The following is a 22,265-nucleotide window of genomic DNA, read 5'->3' as shown; positions in this document are numbered from 1 at the left end:
CCTTGCCGCTCCTCGTTAGTCGCCTGACCCGCTTAGCGGATCGAAAGCATCATAGACACCAGCCACGAGATGACCTGATCTGCGAACAGGAAAAACAAGCTCGCAAAGGTCACCAGCACCAGCACCATGATGGTCGAGATCACAACCTCGTTCCGGCTCGGCCAGGTTACCTTGGAGGTTTCCGAGCGGACCTGCTGAAGGAAGGTGATCGGATTGGTACGGGCCATAGTCGATTCCGGTTGTTTTGGTGCAAAACCAAAGGCCGCGCAGGATTCCCGCACGGCTGGATTGGGGGTATCTATTCAATCTCGAATGCAATTGCAACCGTCATTAACGGGACGCAAGGCTTTCAACGTCACATGGCCGGCGCGCAACAGGCATAAAGCATATTTGGAAAAACCTGTGGAAGCCTCTTGCATCCGAATCAAGGTTGGAATTGGATTGAATTGCGACCAAAAGGTGGCGCCGCCGGGGGAGGCATTCCATGTCTTTCGACATCAAGTCTTGCCAGCTTATGCATTTCGGCCCGCACAAGGCCATTTCGGGGCGCGTCGTCGGCGCAGTTCGCGTGCGGATCGGCGAGGATTTCCTCGGAACCCATACCGACTACACGCTTGACCTCAAGGTGAAGGCCGATATCGGGACCGCCAGCTCCGAGGCCATCCGCCATGCCCTCCTCGGTCACGCTGCGCGCCAGCTCAATAAGCTGAAGCTGCGGCACCAGCAGCGCATGCCGATGGCGGCAGAATAGACTCCCCCTAGAGAAGAGCGACCTGCCCCGTTTGCAGATCGTATTGCGCGCCGACTACGCGCAGGCTTTTGCTGTTTACGCGCGCCGCCAGGATGGGTTCGGCCGCTTCGAGGCGCGCGACCGCATTCTGCACATTGGCTGTAATGGCAAGGCCGAGTGGATCGGATGGCGACTGGGCCAGAGCCGCTTCCGCGGCCGGGCGGATCGGTTCGATCATGTCGGGTAGATGGCCGGGCAAGGCAAGACCGTCGCGGACGACTTTGATGGCCGCATCTACGGCACCGCAATTGGAATGGCCGAGCACCATGATCAGCGGCGTTTCGAGGAAATTGATCGCGTATTCGAGGCTGGCAAGGCCGTCATCATTGACGAAATTGCCGGCGACGCGGACGACGAAAAGGTCGCCCGGCCCCTGATCGAAGACGAGTTCGGGTGCCACACGGGAATCCGCGCAGCTCAAAATGGCGGCGAAGGGGCGCTGGGTCAGTGCGCGGGAAGCGCGGCCCACAGAGAAATCGGTATTGGTGCGCTGGCCGGCGACATAGCGGGCATTGCCGTCAAGCAGGCGTTGCAGGGACTCGTCGGGCGACGGGGCCGCTTGCTCCTGGGCAAAGGCCGGCAGCGCGCTGGCCGATAGGGCCGCGAGGCCACCCAGCAGCACGGAACGGCGCGACGGCGTGACGATTTTTGAATTGCAGGCCAGGCACATGACAGATCCCCCAATTTGCCGGAAGCAAATCTGGCGCAAGGAGATTGCCAAGTCGTGACCAGGGAGCAAACTGTGGGTGAACTGGCATCACCCACTTGCACGGCGCGCGCTTTGCTATTAGACACACCCTCGCCTGAAGGGGTTTAGCTCAGTTGGTAGAGCATCGGTCTCCAAAACCGAGGGTCGTGGGTTCGAGTCCCCCAGCCCCTGCCAGGCACTAGTCGTTGATATCGTTGAGCTTCGCTCCGATTTGCTTCCAGAACATTCTAGAACAGTTAGACACCTCCCACCGGAGGTTAGACACTCTCGTTCTCGCTTCGCTCCCCCAGCGGCTCGTGGCTATGACCAAGGCGGTGCCGCCGCCGGCACCTTTCCGCCATCCTCCGCCCTACCCTTCCCGATGCACATCGCCCTCCCATTCAACCAACCGCAATAGCTTTTGCGCCCATCCCCTTGCTTGATGCCAAAGGCGGCGTGCGGCGCGTCGCATTCCTCACAAAAATAGATCGGGAACTTGTGCTCGTCATCGGCGGTCAGGGAGATGGAGCCCGTGGCGGATTGATATTTGGTCGGCATTGTCAGGGGTGGAATCGAAACAGGGATGTGCCATTGTCGCCGTGTGGCTTGACTGTCTCAATCGGAAGTTGGCGCATGTGCGGACGTTATACCCATGCCATGACCTGGGAACAGGTTCATGGCCTCTACAACATCCATTCTGACGCCCGCCGCGCGAAGAACACGGCGCCGCGCTACAATATTTGCCCCACCGACATTGTGGAGTTTGTTCGGCTCGAGGGCGAAGAGCCGATCTATGACGAAGGTCGCTGGGGCCTCGTCCCTACCTTCTTCAAGGAGGTGAAGGGCGCGCCGCTGATCAATGCGCGCATCGAAACGGTTTCCGAGCTCGCCGTCTTCCGCAGCGCATTCTCCAAGACGCGCTGCCTGATCCCGGCCGATGGCTACTACGAGTGGACCAAGGCCCTCGATAAGGGCAAAGACCCGCACTGGATACACATGCCGGGCGGCGAAGGTTTTAGCTTCGCAGGACTTTACGCCATCAACACCCAGGTCAACAAGGATGGAACGCCGCTCAAGAGCTGCACCATCATCACCGGGCCGGCTGAGCCGCCCGTCGACCAGATCCACGACCGAGAGCCGCTGGTGCTGAACCGTGCCGACTATGACGCATGGATGGACCCCAGAACCCCATTGGACGAGGTGCGTGCGATCCTCGGCCGCTGCATCAACCGCAGCATGGTCCACCACCGGGTGGACCGCCAGGTCAATTCGAACCGTTGGCAAGGTGGCTCGGAAGGGATTGCACCGCTCAACTCGCTCTAACGCCGCCGGCGTCGTCGAAAGGTCGGGCTCGATTGGTAGGGCTCTGGCTCTTTGTATTCGCCTGCCTCGCGCCGCCGAAACAGCTCAGCCGATAGCTGCTCGCTAAGGTTCTTCAGCGCGGGCACCCCAGCCGCAATTTCGTGGCGATAGACCTCATGCAGGTGCCAATTCACCTTCTGGAGAAAATTGGCGTCCTCTCCGAAAAGACTGTTGGGCACCGGCATCACCAGCGCCCGTGCGACAATCATGGCGACTTCCATATCGACATCGCGCGGAATATCGGTCTGGACGCACCGCCACCAGGCCTCGGTCGCCTTGTCAGCGGCGCCTTGCTTGTTGTCCCAATAGCCGTGCTCGACGAACCACCCCTCCCACTTAACCAGCCAGAGCCAGCTTTCGAAGCGTCTGGGCGGCGTCACGTCGGTGTTCCATCCGGAATTGTATAGGCGGAGCGACGCAAAACGCTCGTGATGATCGGTGGCGGTTGGATGGGCAATGAAGCCGTCCGCTCCCTTTCGCCATTTCAGACGGGCCGGCACGTCCATGGCGTCATGCGCGCTTACGGCCGGGCTTCTGGCCAGGGTTTTTGTAGGCCAACGCGGCCTTTACCTGGCCTGCCGTGACACCAAGCGTTGAGACCATCTCCTGCTCCGTAATGGCAGGATTTGCGAGCTTGGCACGGCGAATGCGTTCAGCATTGTTGAGTTTGATTTCGATGGGCATAGGGACACCTCAGTTCATGAGGTCAGGACTCCTACACCGTGAACAGACGCGGAACAAGCGCTTGACTCTCGCTCCTGCATGTTCTTTTTTGGTTCTCATCGAAACCGCATTGGAGAAGGGACATGGAAAGCCCTTGGAAGTGGATCTATCCGCATAGAAATCCGAACCATGCGGACCTACGGGGTATGTGGCCGAGCGAGGCCGAGGCGCGGGAATATAGGGGATTGGTGCTGGTGCCGTTTTACGATCCCCACAGAGGCAGCAACCTCTGGGGATGGTGGGAACTGCGGCACAAAGTCAGCAATGACTCGATCCTGTTCATCCGTGCCGATGGCGACGAGATGGCAGAAGAGTATGGGGCGAAGGTCGCCGAGATGGCGAACTGGGAGCATATGCGCACCGTTCCAGAGTGGACTGCCCCGCCTCACTCGTATGCGCTGATCGACTACTTGAGGTCGACCTATCAGGTTTTCTACCAGCCCAACCACAAAGCCCTATGGGAGCAGCCGGTGAGTGATGTGGAGAAGGTAGAGGATTGGGACGAAGACGTGCCTTTCGGCGCGTCCTCATGATCATGGTATGCGCAGCCAGTGCCGGATGGCGCTGACCAGCGTCTCACCCGCATAGACCGCCATTGCACCGATCGACAGACCTCCCAGGGCAAGGATGCCGCCCAGTCCGATTCCGAAAGCGCGAATGCGCTTCCACTCGTCGATTGTCGGTTGCGCGTCTTCCTGGTTCTGATTGACCTTTGCAGTGAGCGTCTGAACCTCCGCGCGCACTTGGCCATCGACCTGTCCGAGGATCCGGACGTCGCCCTCAATACGTCCGACGCGATCGACGACTTCGTCCATGCGTTCATGGAGCCGAGCACGGCTTGCGCGCTCGGTCTCACGTTCAGTGGCGATGTCGTCGCGCACCTGCTCGAGCATCTTGAGCAGCAGCTTCTCGTTCTCTTCCACGACCTATTGGGCTCCCTGCCGCAGGCCGTTGGCCAGGTTTTGGTTGAAGAGGTAGCAGCGCCTTTTGGAGGCGTTGGCTGCATCCAGTTGGACGCGCTCAAGTCGCAGGGCGACGATCGCTTCCTGTCCGACAAAGAGCGGAGCGTGCTGGGTATCGACGGCGCATTCGCCGGGCTGAGGTTCAAGCGTCACCTGGGCCGCGGCAGCGCCGATGCGGCTGCCGGCATCAATCTGAGCGCGGCGGGCCAAGTCCGTGCAGCCACTCAAGATCAGGGCCAGTAAACACGCAAGAGCGGCCTTCAAGGGCGAGTTGGGCTGCATAGTCGGCATTCTCCTGTTCAAGGCGGGATCGCTCCTCCTCGGCTGCCCGCCGGCTGTTGGTGAGTGCTTCCCGATAAATCCGGGCAGCTTCGGCGCCGACGCGCTGCTGGCGCTCCCGCTCGGCGTCTTGAGCGCGTTTCGCCGCGTCCATGACCCGGATGGTCGCCGCGTCGTTGGCCTTTTGAGTTGCGGCTTGCTCGATCTGCGGGCGCTCAATGCGGTCGAAGACAACCCCTCGCGCGAACCACCCTGAAGGAGCCGCAACAAGGGCAGCGAGGACCGCGGAGCCTATGATGGCTGCCATGGGTGCCTGGAGCATCACGAGAGCCCCGCCAGGCAGATTTCCCGATCGCCGATGCGGTGAGCGTCGCCGTCCTCTCGACGAAGCTGCAGGCCGCGCACGACGCGTCCACCAGCACGGTTGAACCAGGTCATTGCCTCGCAGGCCCCGACCCAGTTCTTTGCTGCGGCGCGTCGAGCGGCCGTCGAGCCGCAGACGGCGCCGACGCCGACGTTGTAGGCCAGATCCAGAAACGAGGCCTTCACGCTGAAAGGGATCGACGAATAGTTCGGGATACAGACCGCCAGGGGCCGCTCGTAGTCACGCTCCATGCGGCGCAGGAGCATGTCGAGGCACTGCTGATCGGTATATGCATCGCCCTTCTTCACGCCCTGCGTTTCGCCATAGCAGACGGTCCATACGGAACCGAGCGCGTCCCAATAGGCGACGTTACGCTTGGATTCCCACGGCATCGTCAGGTTCGTGGCGGTGAAGGCCACGACCGAAAGTCCAATGGCCATAGCGGACGCTAGCGCCGTTTTCGCGCGCTTGCTCATGTCAAATATCCTTCTGAACGAGGAGGCGCGCGATCGCCGCCGCGATCACGGTCAAGAAGATGAGAACCGCAAAGGCGCCCGGCCGCAGCGGCAGAAAGTCTTGCAGAAAGGGAAGCGCGACCTCGAGAGCACTAAGCAGGATCGAGATTGCCAGTGCCCACATGGACCACGCGCGTACGAGCACCTTCCGCCAGTCGGGGAGGAGTTTCATAGATTTCTCCGATTTGGATGGGGTTAGGCCCGGGTGTCTTTGCCGGCGCCGCCGGCAGGAGCCTTCAGGGTGAGGGCCGTCGTGAAGCCGCTCTTCTTGTCGAGTGAGTGCGTCAGGCTGTCGATGACGTAGTCGCCGTCAATGCCAGGCCGCGCTCCGGTGAGGATGAACTTGGCCTCGGGCTCGGCCGTGTGGTCGCCAAGGATGGTGGCGCTGCCATCGCCGCGCTCTCGTTCCGATTCCTTGGCGCGAGACTTTGCGGACTGGCCGGCATTGCCCTCATTGGCGGCGCCCAGCAAAGAGCGGAAATCGACATCGATGCCTGCTTCCCGAACGGCCTCTGCGACCTCGCGCCATTCGGCAGAGTTGATGTCGTAATATCGGGCCTTTGCGGTCCCGTATTGGGGCCGACCGATAATGGGAGTGACGTCGATGTCTTCGACGTTCTGGCCGACGATGCCGTAGACGGGGGTTAGCGTCTTGCCGGACGCCGAGATGCCCTCGTTCAGCGGCGCGAAGAAGCCGCGGCGGCCAATGATCTTGAACGACGCGCCGAGATCGCGGGCCATCCGCTGCCCCCAGCCCATGTAGCTTTCGTGTTGCATGAGCCAGTAGGGCCGGAAGACGCTCCCCAGCTCGCCCGCCACGACCATGTCGAGGCCGACTTTGCTGCCCCACTCCTTGGCAACGTCGGAGAATGTTTTGTCGGCTGCGCTTCTGAGCGCACCGGCCTTCACCTTTGACTTGTGGTCGACCGAAGATCCCTCAATCGAAATCTCGCGACCGCTCGACTTGTCCATGCGCCAACGAACGCTGTCGACGAACCCTTCAAACACCTGCCCCAGCCCATCGGCAGAGTTACCGAAGTGAACGACTAGGTCGTCACCGGTACCCGGCAAGAAGGTCTGGCCGCCAGGGTCGGCAAGGGTCAACTGTGCTGTGTCGGACGCTTCACGGGCGCCCCGAGTTACCGATGCGCTCTTCAAGGTAGGGTTCCACCTGCTGGTGACGTCGACACCGCCGACGAACACCTTGAAGCGACCGACCAAAAGCATAGCTAATCCCAGAGTTTGACGACGGTACGCGCATCGGCCGCAGAAGGGATGCTGTCGAGCGGCATCAAGATAAGGGTTCCAACCGGCAACGTGGTGGTGTCAGCGATCCCGGGGTTCGCCTCCAGAACTCGCTCCAAATAGCCTTCCGGCTGCCGGCGCAAGAACTGCCAGATCACGCGCGATAGCGTGAGCCCTTCAGACCGGACGGTGATGGTTTGGGTTGTCATCGGAGCAAACTCAGTATGGAGCCGGCCATACCGACCGCTGGCGTTCCAACCGCCGCGAGCGACGCCGTGAAGTTGATTTCCATGCCAACGCCAAACTGGCCGATCTCCTCCTCATCGACGGTCAGCTTTTCGATGACGACCCAACCAACCGGCGATAGCGTGCCTCGCATATAAGGAACAGGGATGCGCGCTTTGTGAGCGACATCTAGCGCTGCAAGCCCGTCCAGCCCCCCAAAATGGTGAGGGTGGATCACACCCGTGATTTCATAGGTTGTGTCCCCTTCCCCCATATCTTCGCGCACCGGTGCGGCCCCGACCACGTCGTGGACCGCAAACGATGCTTCAGAGGTGCGCGAGAGCTTTTGCGGGTTGAGCTTCATGTCGAAGGCCACGGGGCCCAGCATCATCAGGCTCATGGCGTTACCCCGTAGTCTGAGTAGAGGCCGTCAATCGACTGCCGGGCAGCAGCCCCCTGGCGGGCTGTGATGCCACCAATGGACTGCAAAGCGGCAGCCAGCCTTTGGGCGACGCCAAGGGCACGCTCAAGGTCTGCGGTGTCGATCCGGGGCGAAACCGGAGAGTTCACCCCGTTCATTTGGTTGGTCAGGCTATTCAAGATGGCCTCTGCGCTCATGGCTTCGGCCTTCAGCGTGGACATGTCGGCAGCGGCCTGCTCGCCCACCATCCCGCTCGACCCGGGCGTGCGGGTTGGGTTGAACCATCCGCCCATCCAACTGGTCGCGTCGTCGATTGCACTCCACATCTGCTGCTTTATGCGGCCCTGCTCGGCCACTTGAGCGTCAAACTCTTCTATCGAAGACGGGCTGCCAGACGTCATCTCGGAAAGGATACCGGGACCGCCGGCGACGGCGAGCGACGTGATGGTTGTGGCGAGGCCGCCTAGTAAACCGCCACCCTTGCCCTTGGGCTGGCCAGCGCCAGGCAGGCCTTGGCCGCCGAGCGAGGTTGCAGCGCCCTGAAGCATAATGGCCGCAGTTTGCAGGGACGGGCCTGCCGTTGTGAGGGCAATCAGGCCTCCGATTGCTGCAGTGCCAACCTTCCACGCGCCGATCGTGCCAATCAGGAGGGCGAGGCTCCCAAGCCCCACCTCGAGTCCCCCTGCCCCACGAACGCCGGCCGCCATACTATTGATGGTGTCCGTCATCGTGTTGAGGGCGGGAATGATCACGGGCATGACGTGCTCGCCCATCGCCGCGGACAAATTGCCCAGCGAACTCGTCAAGCCCTTCAACGTGACAAATGGATCCCGTTCCCTCGCCTGGTCGCCGGCTTCCGGCCCCATAGCCTGGGAATACATACCGATCAGGCGTTCGATCTGATCGCTCTGGGTGATCATGCGCGTCAGAAGACCGGTAGCGTTGGTGTTGCCGGAGAGCTTGCCCACGGCAGCAGCGACATCGGTCTCATTGCTGAGATCCACCCCTGCCGCCTGTAGCGCCGGCACCAGATAGGCTTTGGTCCACTGATAGGGGTTCTGTCCCAGCATATTGCCGTCAACGATCTCGCCATCCTCGCCCCGAATGCCGAGATCCCGCTGCCGGGCCTTGTAGACCTTGCCGTTGATGCTGGCATCGCCAAGGACGAAAGACTTGAACAGCATGGCCAGCGCATTGCCGGCACCCGAGGCTGTCATGTCCTGCATAATGGCCGGAGCGGTCGTGGCCAAAAACTCGTCGGAAAGAGCCGGTCCCGCAACTTTGGCGCGACGGGCAAACTCGAAATATTGCCCGACGTCGATTTCCCCGCCTTCGATCTGGGCGGCGCGAATGGCGCCCGCCATGACTTCCCGCATAGACGCGAGGCCTACTTCGCCACCGGCGTTGAGACCGAGATTGTCGAGACCGCGAATGAGCCGCATCATCGATGCTGAACCGGCGTCGACACCCTGCGACGACTGGAGGGTCACAAGGCCGCGAACCATATCTTCCAGGATGGCCAGACCGTCTTCGGTCGTGCCCATGGTGTTCCGCGCGGTGCGCGCCATTTCCATAATCTCGGTCATACCGACCGAAGGATACTTTGCCGTCAGCACCTGGGCCTGCGCAGCGATCCTCGTCTTCTCAAGCTCCGGAATACCGGCCATGTCCTGGCGAAAGTCTTCGCGGGTCCGCTCGCCAGCAGCGTTGAACCCCTCGCGCATAGCAACGCCGGCAGCATACCAGCCCGTATAGGCCCCCAGCGCGACCAGCGCCGGCTTCATCACGTTGCCGGCTAGCCCCTTCGCGCCGTTGATGGCGGCGTGCATCTGCTTGGCCTGGTCAGCGGTCTGCTTTATCCCCGCCCGGACCTGCGCCAAATGGGCGAGAGTGCCGTGGCGCCAAGCGGCAAGATCGGCGCGGTTGATCTTGCCATTGATGTCACGAGCCAGGCGATCATACGAGGCGGCAATCGCCGCTCGCTCGGCCGGCGATACTTTGAGCCGGTCCAACTGCCGTTGGAATTGGGCGCCCCACTGGGCGTTCCCGAGGCGCTGTGCCTGCTGCTCGATGGACCTGATGGCCGCGTTCACAGCCGGGGCCTTCTGCGTCACATCCTGTTTCAGCAGGAGCTGCAGAATACCAACGATTGTGCGGGCCATCAGATCTCACCTTCTCGCAAGTCGAGCTTGAAACTTGGCCTTCTCCCGCTCGATATGCACCGCATCGGTGTAATCGAGCCAGATGTCGTGCCAGTCCTGCGCCATTATTTCGGCGCGACCTCCGCCGAGGGTGTGGCGGATTTGGTTGACGTACTGCCGGAGACTTCCGGGGTAGGCTCGGTCGCCTCCCGGAAGCGACGGGGCAAAAAATCGCGCACCACCTTGTCCACTTCGTAGAGGTCGTCGTCGTCCAAGGCGTCGTAGACTTCCTTGGGGCAATCGACGACCGGCGGCATGACGTCCTGCCCCGCCGCGGTCGCAATCACATACTCGGAGATCTCGGTCCCGGTGCAGCGGCGGATGGTGATGCTGTCATAGAGCCTGCCACCGAACTCAAGCGGCCATTCCAGCGGCACCTGCTTAGACCGCGGGCGGTCGGAGGCGAAACGAACTGCCGGCGCCGGAGCGGCGACAGGTTCTTCAGCGGGTTCTGCCATAATCACACCAGCCCGAGGTTGGAGGCGACGGTCCGGAACACCTGCAGACCATCAATACGGACGCCGGCATAGCCTTCGAGGAAGTTGAAGTAGAACTTCTCCTGCTCGTCGAAGAAGACCTGGTAGTAGAAGACTTCGGAAAGCTGGTAGTCGCTTTCGACACCATCGTCGGTACCGAACTCGCCAATGTCCACTTCCATCATCCGGGCCTGGATGATGGCCTTCATGGCGATGTCGCGCTGAGCGGCGACGTCGCGGATGTTGGCGCGCATCGTGAACATTTGCCGCTGGGGCAACATGAACTTGTTCATCACCGAAGGGTTGGGGCCTTCAAGCTTGAAGGTCGGCTTGGGGGCCTCGATCTTGCGCATGCCCAGTTCGATGGCGATTGGGCCGCCACCAGGCGCATAGCCGCGGGTTTTCTCGGTCAGCGCCGGGATCTTTACGCCCTTCAGGACGAGATGCAGCGAATTGGTCGGGTCGTCGTCGCCCACGAACAGCGTCGCTGCGTCGGCATGATATACGGATGCAGCCGCCATGGCGCATGCTCCTTTTTAGAAGGTGGACTGGATGGCGCCGAGGCGGACCGAAATGGCCTGGGCGAGCGCTTCGAGCGCAGCGCGGTGACGCCGCGAACGGATCAGGATGCGACGCAGTACCGGCGGCTCTTCGGCCGCAAAGCTGATGTCGATCTCGCCAAGCCGCAGCTCCTCAGGGAGGTTCTGATCGGGGTCAAAGCCGACCAGGAATGGCGACAGGATGTGACCGTCGAAATGCAGCTTAGTCAGCCAGAGGCGAAGGGTATTGAGCACCGCTTCCACCGACTGCAGCGTGATGTTCTGCTTGCCGAGATACTTCTTCTGCGCAGCAACATTGCCCGCTTCGATATAGGAGCGCAGGCGCACTACGTGAGCGAAGAGCCATTCCGTCTCGGCCGCCAGCGTATCGCTGCCCCAGAAGGTGAACCCAGTCGAACCCGGGGCCGACACGTCGCCGACGTCGCCACGAGCGACGATGCCGCCGGAAACGGCAAGGTCCATCTGCCCTTCCGACGTTTCGTCGGTGAGCGATAGGCGGATCGAAGGCGTGACACCGACGAGGCCATAGATGCTCTGGTTCATGATCGAGCCAGACGGTACCCCGTTCCGCTCGCTGTCACGGCGCGCGTAGAGGGCAGCGACATAGGGCGACAAGGGTTTGGTGACCAGGTCACCCTCGGCATCAGTGGTCTTGGCGTCCTGACGAAGCGGATGGAAGATCCAGCGGCTGGCCGGAAGGGTTTCCAGCCAATCGAGCCAGGCCTGACGGCTGCTGGTCGGACCTTCGGGGATGAAGCCCGCCTCGAGCCGGTCCAAGACGGTCGGGATTGCGGCCATGATGGGGTTGGCCAGTTGCTCGAGATCCACCGATGCAGTCGCCCCGGTCAGGCCGGCCGAGTTGGTCAAGGTGAGCGTCGGCTTGACGGTATAGCTGCCCGGGTTGGTGATGGCGATTGCCGTAAGCGCGCCGCCGGTGACGGTGAAAGTGCCCGCAGCACCGGACCCGGTGCCGCCAGTGAAGATGAGCGGGAAAGTGCCGTTCGCGCCCCCGTCGCCTGGTGCGGTGATCACGGGATCCACAAGACCTCGCACCGCCTGCGAGGTAAAGCCCGGCGCCACGATAAGGCCGATCTGCAGTCCCAGATCCTCGGTCGCATCAAGAAACGCCCAAATGCCGGTCTTACTGGCTTCGCTGCCGACGATGTTTGCAATCGTCTCTGCCGGGGTTGCGCCCTCATCGACGAGGACGACGACAAGCTGCGCCGCCTCGGCGCTGCCTTCGAGCTGAGCCGAAATGCCTGCAACTGCATCCGGTACAGTGCCGCTGGAGCCCAGAAGCAAGCGTAGCGCAGCATCGTTGGTGCGCAGCGCCACGGCGCGGTTGAGTGGGAAGGCCTCAGCATCCGCGGCGCCGGCAGTGCCGATGATGCCGATGACGCTACGGTCGCCGAGGATGACGGACTGGGGCTCCACGCCATCGCGCAGATGCTTGATCCCAACGGTGAGTGCCATGAGAAAACTCCTGAATGGCGGGCAAAGAAAAGCCCGGCACTGAGGCCGGGCGGAATGCAGTTCGGGCTGCGCTATCGCCGAGCGCTGTTGAAGATCACGACGGCCAAATACATGGCCACGGCCTTCCAGCGTTCGACGCCCAAAATGAGCAGAGCGTCGAGGAAAATCGCATGCGCGGTCGTGAGATCGAAGCCTGGCCAATCGCACAGATAATCGTGCAGCACCGCTGCGGCGGCGTATTGCGGGTCATGAGGAGCTACCAACCACCAGAGCCAGCGCGGAACGGAGGCCAAGTCGGTTTCGAAACCTTCCGGCACCGTCACGGTCAGACCGGAACCTTTGACGCCGATGTCAAACGAAAAGGGGCGCTCCGTGCGGTAGCGCCCCTTACCGCCTGGTGTGATCACCAGCGGATTGGTGAAGCTACTCACGGCTAGACACCGTACTGATTGCGGAAGGCAGACAATTCCGTCTGAACATTGCTCTCAATTTCGAAAAGAGCAATTTCACTGGTCGCCGCCGCAACCTGATCATCCATCCGAGCGCGAAGGCCACAAAGGAAGGCGGAGAGCGCCGCCCAGACATCGGACTTGCCCTTGACAAGCACGGCCTTGTCCCAAAGGCGCTGCGCGCGAACAGCATCGTCCGCCTCGGCGCCGTAGTGGCCGTCGCACATATCGACGAGGAATGGTGCCACCCCGATAGTTTGTTCGGATGTCAGCGCCAAAGCGGCAGTCTCGCCAAGAGCGATGATGGCCATTGCCTCTGCGCGCTGGATTGGCCAACTCATAACCTCGGCGATCGGGTAGGCATTAATAATGCTGGCCCCTACCCCATGCATGTGGCTGACAACACGCTCGCGGGTGGCGGTTTTGAAATGCGCAAGGCGTGCGGCGGCCGCGACCTCTTCAGGGGTCGGCCCGGGTTCTTCGCTCATCAGGTTTCCTTAGGCTGCAAGGCGGCCGAGCACTGTGCCGCCAGTGTTGGTGAAATTGGAATTGGCAGCGCCCGTCAGGTAGAAGCCGGGAAGCCCGCCAGCCGCCCCGGCCGTGCCACCTGTGTAATTGCCGGTGGAACCGTTCGCGCCTGTTTGACCCGTGCCACCATAAGCGGCGCCGTCGCCACTCTTCCCGCTGGCGCCAGCATTGGTTCCGCCCCCTGCAGCGGCTGCACCGACCGCTGCCGCGCCATCGCAACCTTGGCCTCGGCCGCCGTTGCCGGCCACACCGCCAGCAGTGTAGTTCGGCACGTCGTAGACCAGATAAGTGCGGTAGATATAGTAGTAGGTCTCTGGGCCGTCACTAGTGCTTGCTGATGATCGATAGTAAGTGTACCCGCCAGATGCAACGGCGGTAGTGGATGATGAAGTAGTCGCAACAAGTGTGGTATTCCACCACACCTGAGCCTGTAAGGTGCTGGTGTTGGCGTACCAATAGTATGCCGGAGCCCCTAACTGGTAGTATGGCCCCTCAGTCACGGTGCGGGCAGAATACCACAATCCCTGTCCGCCATTGCCGGCCCTGCCTCCGCCACCGCCACCAGCGCGCCACGTCCCACCAATAAGATTGAGCTGTAGCTTTTCGCCGTTTCGGCCGGTGAAGTTGACATTGATCACCGACCCACCAACGCCGGAATTGGCGGCGCCACCGATCCCCGAAACGGTTCCCCTCACCTCAAGCGTCAGCGAGCCCGCCCAAGAGCCAGCCAGCCCGTCCGCCTGAACGGTGGCAAGGATGGCGAAGGCATTTACTGTGGCCTTGACTTCAACGCCCACGGGGACAACGACGCGCTTTTTCAGGTTGACGTTTGCCCACTGAACGCTGGTGAAAAGGTTCTTGAGGGTTACGTTGCTGGTATTGGCCAGCACCACGACCACTTCGTTGGCCCATATTTGCGTGGTTCCGAAGCGGACCTGCTGAATTTGGGTACTGCCAAGCAGGATGGTAGCGAGGGCAACCGTACCCTTCGGAATGCCGGGCACGTTCGCCTCCTAATAGATGAAATAGAGCGTGTCGGGGTCTTTGGTCAGCGCGTCATAAGCCGCCTGTGTAATCGGCACGATTTTTAGGTTCGCCCGGGCGGTGAGCACGTTGGCAAGATCCGACAGGTTAGCCGACTTCGCCGTTTTTTCGTCCAGCGCAGTCGAAAGCCCAGTCACCTGTGTAATTGTGTGATCGTGGTCGCCAAGGGCCGAAACAGCGGCCTGAAAGACGACCTGATCCCCGACCTTCACCGGAATGTATCCATCCGGCGCATCGGCCATGCCCACAACGTCGGAGAGCGATGCCAGCGTGAACGTCGTCTCTGCCGGCATCTTGCCTTCAAGGGCTGCGATCAGGCCCTCGATTTGCGCAATTGCATGCCCGTGACCGCTGTCAGCCTTGCCGGCCACGGCCTCGATCAGATTGTGGATGTCGAGGTCAATGGCCGGCAGGACTGTCAACTGGAAAAGGAAGAACTCTTCGTCGATGTCGCGCGCTACGTCCGGCAGCGGGTAGCCGCGATGAACGGTGTTCGCCATCAGATGATTCCGATCCCAAAGTCTGCTGCTCGCGGACGGGCAGCCGGGCCGCCCGTCAGCTTGATTTCAATCCGCATCAGGTCGCCCGAGATGCCTTCGATCTTGTGCTCGTGCTCGACCCATGTAGGGTCCGGCGACAGTTCGGTGGCGGTGACTGCAGAAGTCGACCAAGCCCCGCCATCAACCTGATAGCGCAGGGTCTTCGCCGAACCGGAAGGCAGGGCAGCTTTCACCGCCGTGGTCACCCGAATAGCGTCTTCAATCGGAAACGCCGTGGTGACGTAGAGGGCTTCACTTTCGATGCTGCCGGCAACGACCTGCACCTGGCCAAAGAGCACAGGAGACAGGGTATGCGTGCCCGTGAGGAGCGCGCGTACCGACACCGTCTCGGTGAGGTATTCGGGGAGCTGCAGCACTTGGTAGGGCTGCAGTCGGTAGACCGTGCCGTTGGCGCGCTCGACCTCGAAAAGAACGGAGCATGCCGAACTGGGCAACTCTGCGACAGCGCGGATCTGCAGATCGCTACAGGCAACCAAGTCCACGTCGTCAAGCTCAACCACCTTGGTGGTGACGGGGTAGTAGGCGGCAACCACCCTGAAGGTCTGCGCCTCCTTCTGGTGTGCCGTCCACGTGCGAGCATTGACCGAGTCCAGCCGAGGCCCGATCGGGTAAGGGTGAGCCGTAACCGCCTGCTGCCGCTCCGCGTCGAAGCCGCCCAGGGCCGCGATCGATACCGAGTGGTCGCCGTCGTCCGTCTTGACGACAAACGCGGTATCCCGATCCGGATAGGTCGTCACCGGCACAGAATAGCGAGCGCTTTTCCAACCCACCACGGCGCCGACCATCGACACCAGCGCCTCCGCTTCGACCTGGTTGGTCGGGAAACCGTTTTCGACGGTCGTCTGGTGGATCAGGATCGCGTTGCCTTCAGCACCGATGGCGCAAAGGCGGAAGTCCACCCCGACAAGCTGGCGCACCGCCGGCGGGACAAAAATCTGCGCCTGGGGGTCGCCCGAACGGACGCCCTGGGCGCCAGTCTCACTGCCGCCGGTGCTTGCCGGCATGGTCCACGTATTGATCGTGGTGGTGCGACGCATAACATCGACGACTAGGGTGCCCTGACCTGTGAAGACACCTTCGGCTCGGGTTACGCTACCTTCGGCGATGACTTCCTTGCTGCCGGCCGTAATTCCCGCCGGGATGGTGAAGGCGCCGCGCACAGTGCCGTCTTCGTCGGCCGGGTCCAGCCCGGCAGGAAGGATGTCGACGCCGTCGAAGGTGAGGCTTACCAGCTCCTCTGTGGGGTAAAACCCAGCCACCACGAAATCGACGCTGCGTTCGCGTAGGAACGGCAGAGCGGCCTCGTCCCTGCTGGCCCGGTCCACCCGAACGGTAGTTTCGGTTAGGGGTCCGCCCCAGTTTTGCACGCCGCGCAGGAACTCAAGCGTTTGATCATCGGCCCACACGGTGGACGAGACCGTCCAGAAATCCACTGCAGGTGACAGCGTGAGGATGCCCGGCAGAGGGGTGAAGTTCTGATACGGGTTGATCAGAACGCAACCGGTCACCAGCGGCTGGTCAATGATAACCTCCTCGACCCAATCAAGGGTGATCGGGCCGGGTAGAGCTAGGTCATAGAAGGTCGGCTCGATGGCGAGCTGCAGGATGCCATTTCCGACGGCCCCGTTCTGGGGAATGCCGGCGTCGCGGAACGAACTGTCGGTAAACGGGTCGACAAATATGCCGCGCTTGGCGGCAGGGTCGCGCTGGTCGATCTCCAGCTTACGCCGGTTCTGCTGGATCAGTCGGTCGTGGTCATCGATACGACCGACGTAGCGCCAGAACTCCGACCAGGTCGGAGCGATGACGCCGGTATTGATCTTGTCAGTGACAATGATGGGCTCATTGAACCAGTCGTTGCGGATCTCGCAAAGCGGCAGCACATCTGCCGGCACCAACGGGCGCACCGGGTTGGCACGGGCGGAGATGCCTTTGACATAAGTGGACGCGCCCGACGGCAGGAGCCCCAGCACATCGATGCGCGGCAGCTTGTAGGTGTAGGCCACAATGATGTCGCCGCCGGCTACGCCACCAGAAACGGTGATGGTCGTCGGCGTCGTCGCATCCGCCACGACGCTTGCGCGGTAGCGATACGTCACACTGTAGAGCGAGCCGATCGCCGGCTCGGCGCCAGCGGCGGCCCAGTCGACACCATTGCCCGTACGCTTGTAGTCGGCCGGGCTGGTGTAGGTCGTCCCACCCTGTGTCACCGAGCTAATCGAGATGACCGAGTCATCCGGAAGAGCGTCGATGCCATTGGTCAGAGCCCCGCGAGTGACGTTGACCGTCCGCTCCTTGGTGAGGAGGATGGACGTCACCGCGTTAAGCGGGAAAAGCGCCAGCGTAAGGGTGTGGCTGCCTCCGCCGGCATACGCGTGGGTTTCGCCGGGAACCGCGCCGATATCCCAGACTTCCGGCTGGTTGTGGCGCAGAGAAGCGTGTCGGGTGACCTTTCGGCCCCAGATGTTCGCCTCACCTTCCTCGATTGAGAACGTGCGCTGACCGGCGTTGACACCGAGGTTGGACACGCGGCAGCCCTTGACGATGTAGTGCCCGTGCGGGCGATCGTAGAGCTGCAGTGCCTGCAGGTAGCCTTCGAGCAGCGGAGGCGGGGTTTGGTCGAGCGCAGTGCCGTCCTGCAGCAGATAGACCTGATAGAATTCGCCTTCACCACCGTCGTCGGCGAGCGCCCAGGTGATGTGCGCAATCTCACGCGCCGCACCCTCTTCGCCTTCCGAGTCCGCGCCCGCAACCAAGCCGAGGAGAGATGGATCGTCTTCCGCGGTGACATATGTGCGATGCATGCGAACACCGACCGAGACGCTGCCGATCATGGCAACATCCTCAATGAAGGCCGCGCCGACGGGCATCAGGTCGCCAGCGACGTAGATCTCGCCCTCAGTGAGGGTGACGGTGCCGGCATCTCGGTCCACAATGATGGCAGCACCGCGGTACCGGTCGCCGTCTTCGGCGATCAACCGCCCCATACGCTCCATGCGGTTCCGCATGACGTCTTGGAGGTCGTTAAACTCGGTCGTTTCGAGATAGGGGCGCTTGCCATGGAACACGAGCCCCTGAACGTCGCGCTGACCGCGATGCCGAGCATACGCGTACGGCAGGCCACTGGGGTGCTCAAACATCAGAACCTCATCAAGAACTTGAATTGCTCCCGCACGGTGGTGCGGAGCGGAATGTCGACGGCCTGCCCGGCAATGCCGGTGCCGCCCAACAACTCGCCAGGGGCGAGCCAAAGCCGACCCGGCTTCACACCATCTGCGAGCACCCCACCGACAACCAGGTCAACCAGGGCGCTGGAAGCGGCGTTGGCGTCGCCAAATCCCGTCATCGCTTCCACGTAGAGTTGTTGCCCAGCCACTACTGGCTCATAGGCAAGCCCGCCGTGGCTATAAGCCCCGCCAAGCTGGGAGAGCACGGGCCGGACAGCGCGGCAGCGGCGAAAGCCGATGACATCGCCGTTGCTATCGCGAAGACGGCACCAAAGCGTGCGAGTGGCGAACCACCCGGCCATGACGGATCGGCGCAGACTGGCCGGGTTCTCCGCCCACCGGTAGTGGGCATCGACCCACGGAACCGTCATGTCGACCCATTTCAGGCCGCCGCTTTCCACTGGATCAATCCAGTTGCCGATGGCCATGCCCTCGGCTTCCGTCAGCGTGTGCTCAAACTCATAAGAGCGTCCGAATGACCACAGCGTCCCCACCTGGGTGACAGCGATCCCGCTTTCGAAATTCCACATCGAGCGATTGTGCCGCGAGTGGTTTGCTTGCGCGGCCTCGACATCATATCCGAACACGCCGCGGCGCAGCATGGAGCGCAATGGGACGGACAGCCGGGTAATGCCTTCGATTCGCTCAAGATCCGGACTGTCATTCGCCGGCAGGGCGGCAAACCGAAGCTGAAACGAATTCCACCAACGCCGGCCGGACCACGCTTCCTCAACCGAAGCGCTGTAGCCGATCCATGCCAAGCCGATCGCAATTGCACTAAGAGTGCCGCGCAGCCTCTGCCACTTGGGCCCCTCAACGATCAGGACATTCTTGTTCGAAAAGTAGGGCGTGAGCTCGCCCAGTCCATACTCGTAGATCAGGGCGTCCAGCATCGACGGACGCGGAGAGACGTACTTTGCACGCCTCATTGCATTTATGGCGCTCTGCACCGTGACCGATGGCCCTAGCGCGTTCGCAACGGCCTTCTCCCAGTCGGTCGAATTTTGCGGAAGCAGAGCCGAGGTCATTTAGTACGCACGCCCCACAAGGTTGAGCGTCACCGCACCAAGAGCGGCCGCCTGATTGGATGGGATGGCCACGTCGGCAAAGCCCACGAGCTCGACTTTCTGCACGCCGGCAACCTGCAGCTTGGACAGCACCCACGACCGGATCACGTCGCGACCGAGGACCATGTCTGCGGCCCACGCGGCCGCAAGGCTGGCCCGCATCGCCGCCTCCACCACGACCTGATTGGCCGACGGCAGAAGCCAGTAATTTGCAGTGATCGTGCCGGCCTGGCGGGCGGCGCTGGCAACCACGATTGTGTCGTTGACCATGCGAACCGCTGAGCTCTGTAGGGCAGCGTCGACCTTGGCGAGAAGGGTTGCGTCCGCGACGCCGGAGTTGTCCGTCGAGAAGACGGCCACATGAACCGTTGGGTCGCGGCCGACCCGGTAGACCGAAGCGTCTGCCACCCGCACGTCTGCAGACCGGGCAATGAACTTGTAGCGATCCTCAGTGCCGCCGGGCGAGCGCCCTTTGATGGCGAGAACGATGCGCGACCGCAACGCGTCGTCGGTCTCGCCGACCATACGGGTCACGTCGTACCACTGGGCCAAGACGTCTAGGTCCCCACCCCTGGCATACGCCAAGAACCACGACTTGATCGCCTCATTGATGCGCTGGCGCAGGTTCGTGTCGATGTAGGCCGCCACCTGCATGAGGATGACGCCGGGATCGGTCTGGAGCATGTCGACGTCGTAGTCGATACCGACTGCGTCGAACTCGGCCTTCAGCCGCGCAATGAACGCGGTCTTGATGTTGGCGTAGCTCAGATCATCGACAAGCGCCGGCTCGGGCAGGCCCGCCAATTCTGGTGGTAGATCCATGCCCAAACCTGCTCTGGTATTGCCGACTAGCGGACCGAAGAAATCCTGACGGCACCGTCAACCACCGACACGAACAGCTCTGCTTGTTCCCAAGAGAGGTGCGCGTAGGGGCGGTACTCGCCGATAATGGTGAAGTCGATTGCCCCCACCCGGTCGATATCGTTGGGGACGAACCGCCGAATTTTGAACCGCGGCTCATAAAGCTCGACAAGAACCCAGATCACCGTGACCCACGCAAGGACGACCCGTTCAGTGCCGCTCTCGCCCAAGAGCTTGGTGCCGGGGTTCCCAACCCATTCGTGCATCGTCCGCTCGCCCACCATCGTGGTGATGAGCTTGTCGAGCGACTGGGCCACGTGTGGGAAGCCGGCCAACATCTGACCCGTCTGGGCGTCGATACCGGCCATTAGCGCGTCTTCTTGGCGCCGCCCGGCTTGCCGTCACCATCGTGGTCGGTGGGCAGGCGAATGTACCCCAAGCGAAGGGGATGCTCTGCCTGGGCTTCCGTGAGCCGGATAGGCTTGTCGGCGCCGGGGCTTGGCAGGCCGGCCACGTCGCGACCGGCTTTGTCGGTGACGATGTAGGTTTTCTTCATAGGTAGCTCCTCAGTGAGGGGTGTCGGTGTCTGATCCGCCGCGGAGAACTCCGCCGTGGACGTGCGTGTCACCGATGTTCACATCGTTATGGGTGTGGTCGGCGCCGGTGACGGCGACGAGATGGCCGTTGAGCAGTATCCCCGCCCCCGTGATTTCGAGGACGCTGTCGCCCACCTGTGCGCGGATAAACTCCGAGCCCCAGGTCACCGAAACTGACCCCATCTCCATCACCTTGACGTCCGGGTCATCTGACGGCGCCTCGTACCCTTCGGACCAATGCAGCGGCGTGAAGCGGGCTTGCTCGATATCGCCGCTGGCGGAGACGATCGCCCCTTGCTGCCCAACGCTTGGCAGGTCGTGGAACTTCATTGCTCCGGCGGTCTGCGTGACCGGCACCCAAGGACTGAGGACGTCGTCGCCCTCTGGCGTTTTTCCGATGACCATCTTGATGGCGTGCTTTGCCGCATCGACCTCTGCGACACGTCCGCGAAACTCAATTCCCGCGATCCGGCGGTCGCTCTCGGCCGTGCGCGCCAGCACAGCGCCGACAAGGCGAATAAGTCGACCAATCTCATTCAATTGGCGTGATCCCAAAGGAGTGCACGGCCGGAGCGCTCATGCCGAGGGCTGCCTGCACCTTTTGCCAATCGGCAAGCTCCTGCGGCGCGCTGATGGCGCTCAGCATCAACGGCGCCAGAGGCGCGTAGTCCTCGTCGGCCAACATAGCGTCATGGAGCTTCTGCCAGCCAGGCAGCATAGCGACGCCGAAATCAGGATCGGGGATCACCTTCAGATCCCACGTCACTTCAACGCACGGGATCTGAACCGTCTTGTCGACCTCATAGAGTAGCGGTCGGCTCCTGACTTCAAGGATGCTGACAACGAATATGTCCCAGATCTCCCTCCATTGCTGAGGGCCGAAGCGAAACGCTGCTTCGATCTGGCGGCCGACAAAGTCGATGACAACCGCCCCGCCCGTATTGGAGGTCTCCAGCGTCAGGCTGTTCTCGCCGTCGCCGACGGTAATCGTCGGAGGCAGAAAGACGGCGAAGGTGAGTTCGACAACGGCACCGGTGCCCTGTGTTGCCTTGCCAACGACACTGGCGACGCGCTTGCCGGAATAGAGTGCAATGCACGCCGTCTGCTCGCCTCGGTCGGCCTCAGCTTCCCATTGAGCGATAGGATCGACTGGGCTGTTGTAGATGCGGTCACCCGCCCAGGTTCGGCCCCGCAGGAGGCGCGAGGCCACCAGGCGGAGACCGAAACTGACGAGGCTCATAAGATCACTCCGTTGCCCAAAACCTTGCAGGGGCAGACAAACCGTCCCAGCTCGTCGGGCTCGGTTGTCACCACCTCAAAGGTGAAGGTGCCGGTTTTCAGTTCGGCGACCAGGCGGTCGCCCTGCCTCGGCCGCGCATCACGGCCGGGAAACGCATTTTCATCGAACGAGACGTGCACCTTCTCGCCCATCAAGTTCGGCTGAAAAGCGTCGAACTGCTCTTTTCCCTTAGGCGTCACCGTGCGTGGATTGAAGTCGACAACCCCCACTACCGTGACGATTGATCGGGTCGGGTCCGCCGACCCCGAGATCTCGCCACGGCGGCGGGGATAGTGGGTGACCGGGTCACCGAACGCTACATCCACGTGCGCCGAGACAAGCGTCTCGAGGTCTGCGAATAGCGACATTG

At 62.0% G+C, this 22,265-nt stretch carries 31 protein-coding genes and 1 tRNA gene; 6 read left to right on the top strand and 26 right to left on the bottom strand.

Translation table 11 applies throughout. The features are described 5' to 3' along the window. Positions 1-32: 32 nt before the first annotated feature. Complete coding sequence (gene secE, locus JP75_RS06585) at positions 33-227, bottom strand: preprotein translocase subunit SecE (RefSeq protein ID WP_035080774.1); 195 nt, start codon at positions 225-227, stop codon at positions 33-35. Between the two features lie 257 nt (positions 228-484). On the opposite strand from secE, the gene JP75_RS06580 reads away from it, so the two are divergent. After that, entirely contained in the window at positions 485-751 is a 267-nt protein-coding gene (locus JP75_RS06580) for a hypothetical protein (RefSeq protein ID WP_035080773.1), read from the top strand. A gap of 7 nt (positions 752-758) precedes the next feature. On the opposite strand, the gene JP75_RS06575 is transcribed toward JP75_RS06580, so the two are convergent. Then, a complete protein-coding gene (locus JP75_RS06575; protein ID WP_035080772.1) occupies positions 759-1,460 on the bottom strand; it encodes a carbonic anhydrase in 702 nt (233 codons plus the stop codon). A 137-nt stretch (positions 1,461-1,597) separates the two neighbouring features. On the opposite strand from JP75_RS06575, the gene JP75_RS06570 reads away from it, so the two are divergent. Together JP75_RS06570 and JP75_RS06560 are read left to right on the top strand one after the other, a co-directional pair. Continuing rightward, a tRNA-Trp gene (locus JP75_RS06570) sits at positions 1,598-1,673 on the top strand. Positions 1,674-2,111: 438 nt separating this feature from the next. Next, positions 2,112-2,801: an SOS response-associated peptidase gene (locus tag JP75_RS06560; protein ID WP_035080769.1), complete on the top strand. Its 690-nt coding sequence runs from the start codon at positions 2,112-2,114 to the stop codon at positions 2,799-2,801. Here JP75_RS06560 and JP75_RS06555 read toward each other — a convergent pair. Further along, positions 2,798-3,220 (bottom strand): hypothetical protein, encoded by a 423-nt coding sequence (locus tag JP75_RS06555; protein WP_152565752.1) that lies wholly within the window; start codon positions 3,218-3,220, stop codon positions 2,798-2,800. The two genes, JP75_RS06560 and JP75_RS06555, sit on opposite strands and share 4 nt — an antisense overlap. Before the next feature lie 130 nt (positions 3,221-3,350). Then, positions 3,351-3,524, bottom strand: a complete 174-nt coding sequence (locus JP75_RS26475; RefSeq protein WP_160194653.1) for a hypothetical protein — start codon at positions 3,522-3,524, stop codon at positions 3,351-3,353. Positions 3,525-3,646: 122 nt separating this feature from the next. Between JP75_RS26475 and JP75_RS06550 the strand changes: the two genes are divergently transcribed. After that, positions 3,647-4,096 carry a hypothetical protein gene (locus tag JP75_RS06550; RefSeq protein ID WP_035080767.1) on the top strand — a complete coding sequence of 150 codons (450 nt, stop codon included), beginning with the start codon at positions 3,647-3,649 and terminating at the stop codon, positions 4,094-4,096. Here the strand turns inward: JP75_RS06550 and JP75_RS26470 are convergent, their stop codons facing one another. Beyond that, a complete protein-coding gene (locus JP75_RS26470; protein ID WP_160194652.1) occupies positions 4,097-4,306 on the bottom strand; it encodes a hypothetical protein in 210 nt (69 codons plus the stop codon). It lies immediately after the preceding gene. Here JP75_RS26470 and JP75_RS26465 point away from each other — a divergent pair, their 5' ends adjacent. Together JP75_RS26465 and JP75_RS26150 are read left to right on the top strand one after the other, a co-directional pair. Beyond that, positions 4,307-4,768, top strand: coding sequence for a hypothetical protein (locus tag JP75_RS26465; protein WP_160194651.1), 462 nt, complete (start codon positions 4,307-4,309; stop codon positions 4,766-4,768). Further along, a complete protein-coding gene (locus JP75_RS26150) occupies positions 4,740-5,060 on the top strand; it encodes a hypothetical protein (RefSeq protein ID WP_160194650.1) in 321 nt (106 codons plus the stop codon). Before JP75_RS26465 ends, JP75_RS26150 begins: the two co-directional genes overlap by 29 nt. A 65-nt stretch (positions 5,061-5,125) precedes the next feature. Here JP75_RS26150 and JP75_RS06530 read toward each other — a convergent pair whose 3' ends face one another. The 21 genes from JP75_RS06530 to JP75_RS06430 all read right to left on the bottom strand — a co-directional run bounded on the left by JP75_RS06530 (position 5,126) and on the right by JP75_RS06430 (position 22,263). Then, on the bottom strand, positions 5,126-5,644 hold the full coding sequence (locus tag JP75_RS06530; protein WP_035080761.1) for a lysozyme: 519 nt from the start codon (positions 5,642-5,644) through the stop codon (positions 5,126-5,128). 1 nt (position 5,645) lies between these two features. Then, positions 5,646-5,855: a DUF7940 domain-containing protein gene (locus JP75_RS06525; RefSeq protein WP_035080760.1), complete on the bottom strand. Its 210-nt coding sequence runs from the start codon at positions 5,853-5,855 to the stop codon at positions 5,646-5,648. Positions 5,856-5,878: 23 nt separating this feature from the next. Then, positions 5,879-6,910, bottom strand: a complete 1,032-nt coding sequence (locus JP75_RS06520; RefSeq protein ID WP_051960442.1) for a phage late control D family protein — start codon at positions 6,908-6,910, stop codon at positions 5,879-5,881. Between the two features lie 2 nt (positions 6,911-6,912). Continuing rightward, positions 6,913-7,137 (bottom strand): tail protein X, encoded by a 225-nt coding sequence (locus JP75_RS06515; protein WP_035080759.1) that lies wholly within the window; start codon positions 7,135-7,137, stop codon positions 6,913-6,915. Beyond that, on the bottom strand, positions 7,134-7,553 hold the full coding sequence (locus JP75_RS06510) for a phage tail protein (RefSeq protein WP_051960441.1): 420 nt from the start codon (positions 7,551-7,553) through the stop codon (positions 7,134-7,136). The genes JP75_RS06515 and JP75_RS06510 overlap by 4 nt, the downstream gene beginning before the upstream one ends. Further along, complete coding sequence (locus JP75_RS06505; protein ID WP_035080757.1) at positions 7,550-9,736, bottom strand: hypothetical protein; 2,187 nt, start codon at positions 9,734-9,736, stop codon at positions 7,550-7,552. Before JP75_RS06505 ends, JP75_RS06510 begins: the two co-directional genes overlap by 4 nt. 104 nt (positions 9,737-9,840) lie before the next feature. After that, positions 9,841-10,233, bottom strand: a complete 393-nt coding sequence (locus JP75_RS06500) for a hypothetical protein (protein WP_051960440.1) — start codon at positions 10,231-10,233, stop codon at positions 9,841-9,843. A 2-nt stretch (positions 10,234-10,235) separates the two neighbouring features. Then, the gene (locus JP75_RS06495; RefSeq protein ID WP_035080748.1) at positions 10,236-10,772 is read right to left on the bottom strand and encodes a phage major tail tube protein; all 537 of its coding nucleotides are present in this window, start codon (positions 10,770-10,772) and stop codon (positions 10,236-10,238) included. Between the two features lie 15 nt (positions 10,773-10,787). After that, positions 10,788-12,284, bottom strand: a complete 1,497-nt coding sequence (locus tag JP75_RS06490) for a phage tail sheath protein (protein ID WP_051960439.1) — start codon at positions 12,282-12,284, stop codon at positions 10,788-10,790. A gap of 71 nt (positions 12,285-12,355) precedes the next feature. Continuing rightward, a complete protein-coding gene (locus JP75_RS06485) occupies positions 12,356-12,715 on the bottom strand; it encodes a DUF1353 domain-containing protein (RefSeq protein WP_035080746.1) in 360 nt (119 codons plus the stop codon). A gap of 2 nt (positions 12,716-12,717) precedes the next feature. Further along, positions 12,718-13,221: a hypothetical protein gene (locus tag JP75_RS06480; RefSeq protein WP_035080745.1), complete on the bottom strand. Its 504-nt coding sequence runs from the start codon at positions 13,219-13,221 to the stop codon at positions 12,718-12,720. Positions 13,222-13,230: 9 nt separating this feature from the next. Next, positions 13,231-14,265 carry a hypothetical protein gene (locus JP75_RS06475; RefSeq protein WP_035080744.1) on the bottom strand — a complete coding sequence of 345 codons (1,035 nt, stop codon included), beginning with the start codon at positions 14,263-14,265 and terminating at the stop codon, positions 13,231-13,233. Between the two features lie 9 nt (positions 14,266-14,274). Further along, entirely contained in the window at positions 14,275-14,805 is a 531-nt protein-coding gene (locus tag JP75_RS25165) for a phage upper tail fiber protein (RefSeq protein ID WP_051960438.1), read from the bottom strand. Next, entirely contained in the window at positions 14,805-18,005 is a 3,201-nt protein-coding gene (locus JP75_RS06465) for a DUF4815 domain-containing protein (protein WP_035080742.1), read from the bottom strand. The genes JP75_RS25165 and JP75_RS06465 overlap by 1 nt, the downstream gene beginning before the upstream one ends. Continuing rightward, on the bottom strand, positions 18,005-19,120 hold the full coding sequence (locus JP75_RS06460; RefSeq protein ID WP_035080740.1) for a phage tail protein: 1,116 nt from the start codon (positions 19,118-19,120) through the stop codon (positions 18,005-18,007). Before JP75_RS06460 ends, JP75_RS06465 begins: the two co-directional genes overlap by 1 nt. Further along, complete coding sequence (locus JP75_RS06455) at positions 19,121-19,981, bottom strand: baseplate assembly protein (RefSeq protein ID WP_035080735.1); 861 nt, start codon at positions 19,979-19,981, stop codon at positions 19,121-19,123. 26 nt (positions 19,982-20,007) lie between these two features. Continuing rightward, positions 20,008-20,388 (bottom strand): hypothetical protein, encoded by a 381-nt coding sequence (locus JP75_RS06450; RefSeq protein WP_035080732.1) that lies wholly within the window; start codon positions 20,386-20,388, stop codon positions 20,008-20,010. Continuing rightward, on the bottom strand, positions 20,388-20,576 hold the full coding sequence (locus JP75_RS06445) for a hypothetical protein (RefSeq protein ID WP_035080729.1): 189 nt from the start codon (positions 20,574-20,576) through the stop codon (positions 20,388-20,390). Before JP75_RS06445 ends, JP75_RS06450 begins: the two co-directional genes overlap by 1 nt. A 10-nt stretch (positions 20,577-20,586) precedes the next feature. Then, positions 20,587-21,156, bottom strand: coding sequence for a phage baseplate assembly protein V (locus JP75_RS25160; protein WP_160194649.1), 570 nt, complete (start codon positions 21,154-21,156; stop codon positions 20,587-20,589). Next, the gene (locus JP75_RS06435) at positions 21,149-21,856 is read right to left on the bottom strand and encodes a hypothetical protein (protein ID WP_035080727.1); all 708 of its coding nucleotides are present in this window, start codon (positions 21,854-21,856) and stop codon (positions 21,149-21,151) included. The genes JP75_RS25160 and JP75_RS06435 overlap by 8 nt, the downstream gene beginning before the upstream one ends. Then, positions 21,853-22,263, bottom strand: coding sequence for a hypothetical protein (locus JP75_RS06430; RefSeq protein ID WP_035080724.1), 411 nt, complete (start codon positions 22,261-22,263; stop codon positions 21,853-21,855). The genes JP75_RS06435 and JP75_RS06430 overlap by 4 nt, the downstream gene beginning before the upstream one ends. Between the last annotated feature and the right edge of the window lie 2 nt (positions 22,264-22,265).

Source organism: Devosia riboflavina (assembly GCF_000743575.1).
Taxonomy (GTDB): domain Bacteria; phylum Pseudomonadota; class Alphaproteobacteria; order Rhizobiales; family Devosiaceae; genus Devosia; species Devosia riboflavina.
This window is presented reverse-complemented; position numbering and strand designations above follow the sequence as displayed.

Coding starts and splice junctions, on each gene's coding strand:
- secE (WP_035080774.1), bottom strand. CDS start 227: ATGGCCCGTACCAATCCGATCACCTTCCTTCAGCAGGTCCGCTCGGAA.
- JP75_RS06580 (WP_035080773.1), top strand. CDS start 485: ATGTCTTTCGACATCAAGTCTTGCCAGCTTATGCATTTCGGCCCGCAC.
- JP75_RS06575 (WP_035080772.1), bottom strand. CDS start 1,460: ATGTGCCTGGCCTGCAATTCAAAAATCGTCACGCCGTCGCGCCGTTCC.
- JP75_RS06560 (WP_035080769.1), top strand. CDS start 2,112: ATGTGCGGACGTTATACCCATGCCATGACCTGGGAACAGGTTCATGGC.
- JP75_RS26475 (WP_160194653.1), bottom strand. CDS start 3,524: ATGCCCATCGAAATCAAACTCAACAATGCTGAACGCATTCGCCGTGCC.
- JP75_RS06550 (WP_035080767.1), top strand. CDS start 3,647: ATGGAAAGCCCTTGGAAGTGGATCTATCCGCATAGAAATCCGAACCAT.
- JP75_RS06530 (WP_035080761.1), bottom strand. CDS start 5,644: ATGAGCAAGCGCGCGAAAACGGCGCTAGCGTCCGCTATGGCCATTGGA.
- JP75_RS06525 (WP_035080760.1), bottom strand. CDS start 5,855: ATGAAACTCCTCCCCGACTGGCGGAAGGTGCTCGTACGCGCGTGGTCC.
- JP75_RS06520 (WP_051960442.1), bottom strand. CDS start 6,910: ATGCTTTTGGTCGGTCGCTTCAAGGTGTTCGTCGGCGGTGTCGACGTC.
- JP75_RS06515 (WP_035080759.1), bottom strand. CDS start 7,137: ATGACAACCCAAACCATCACCGTCCGGTCTGAAGGGCTCACGCTATCG.
- JP75_RS06510 (WP_051960441.1), bottom strand. CDS start 7,553: ATGAGCCTGATGATGCTGGGCCCCGTGGCCTTCGACATGAAGCTCAAC.
- JP75_RS06505 (WP_035080757.1), bottom strand. CDS start 9,736: ATGGCCCGCACAATCGTTGGTATTCTGCAGCTCCTGCTGAAACAGGAT.
- JP75_RS06500 (WP_051960440.1), bottom strand. CDS start 10,233: ATGGCAGAACCCGCTGAAGAACCTGTCGCCGCTCCGGCGCCGGCAGTT.
- JP75_RS06495 (WP_035080748.1), bottom strand. CDS start 10,772: ATGGCGGCTGCATCCGTATATCATGCCGACGCAGCGACGCTGTTCGTG.
- JP75_RS06490 (WP_051960439.1), bottom strand. CDS start 12,284: ATGGCACTCACCGTTGGGATCAAGCATCTGCGCGATGGCGTGGAGCCC.
- JP75_RS06480 (WP_035080745.1), bottom strand. CDS start 13,221: ATGAGCGAAGAACCCGGGCCGACCCCTGAAGAGGTCGCGGCCGCCGCA.
- JP75_RS25165 (WP_051960438.1), bottom strand. CDS start 14,805: ATGGCGAACACCGTTCATCGCGGCTACCCGCTGCCGGACGTAGCGCGC.
- JP75_RS06465 (WP_035080742.1), bottom strand. CDS start 18,005: ATGTTTGAGCACCCCAGTGGCCTGCCGTACGCGTATGCTCGGCATCGC.
- JP75_RS06460 (WP_035080740.1), bottom strand. CDS start 19,120: ATGACCTCGGCTCTGCTTCCGCAAAATTCGACCGACTGGGAGAAGGCC.
- JP75_RS06455 (WP_035080735.1), bottom strand. CDS start 19,981: ATGGATCTACCACCAGAATTGGCGGGCCTGCCCGAGCCGGCGCTTGTC.
- JP75_RS06450 (WP_035080732.1), bottom strand. CDS start 20,388: ATGGCCGGTATCGACGCCCAGACGGGTCAGATGTTGGCCGGCTTCCCA.
- JP75_RS06445 (WP_035080729.1), bottom strand. CDS start 20,576: ATGAAGAAAACCTACATCGTCACCGACAAAGCCGGTCGCGACGTGGCC.
- JP75_RS06435 (WP_035080727.1), bottom strand. CDS start 21,856: ATGAGCCTCGTCAGTTTCGGTCTCCGCCTGGTGGCCTCGCGCCTCCTG.
- JP75_RS06430 (WP_035080724.1), bottom strand. CDS start 22,263: ATGTCGCTATTCGCAGACCTCGAGACGCTTGTCTCGGCGCACGTGGAT.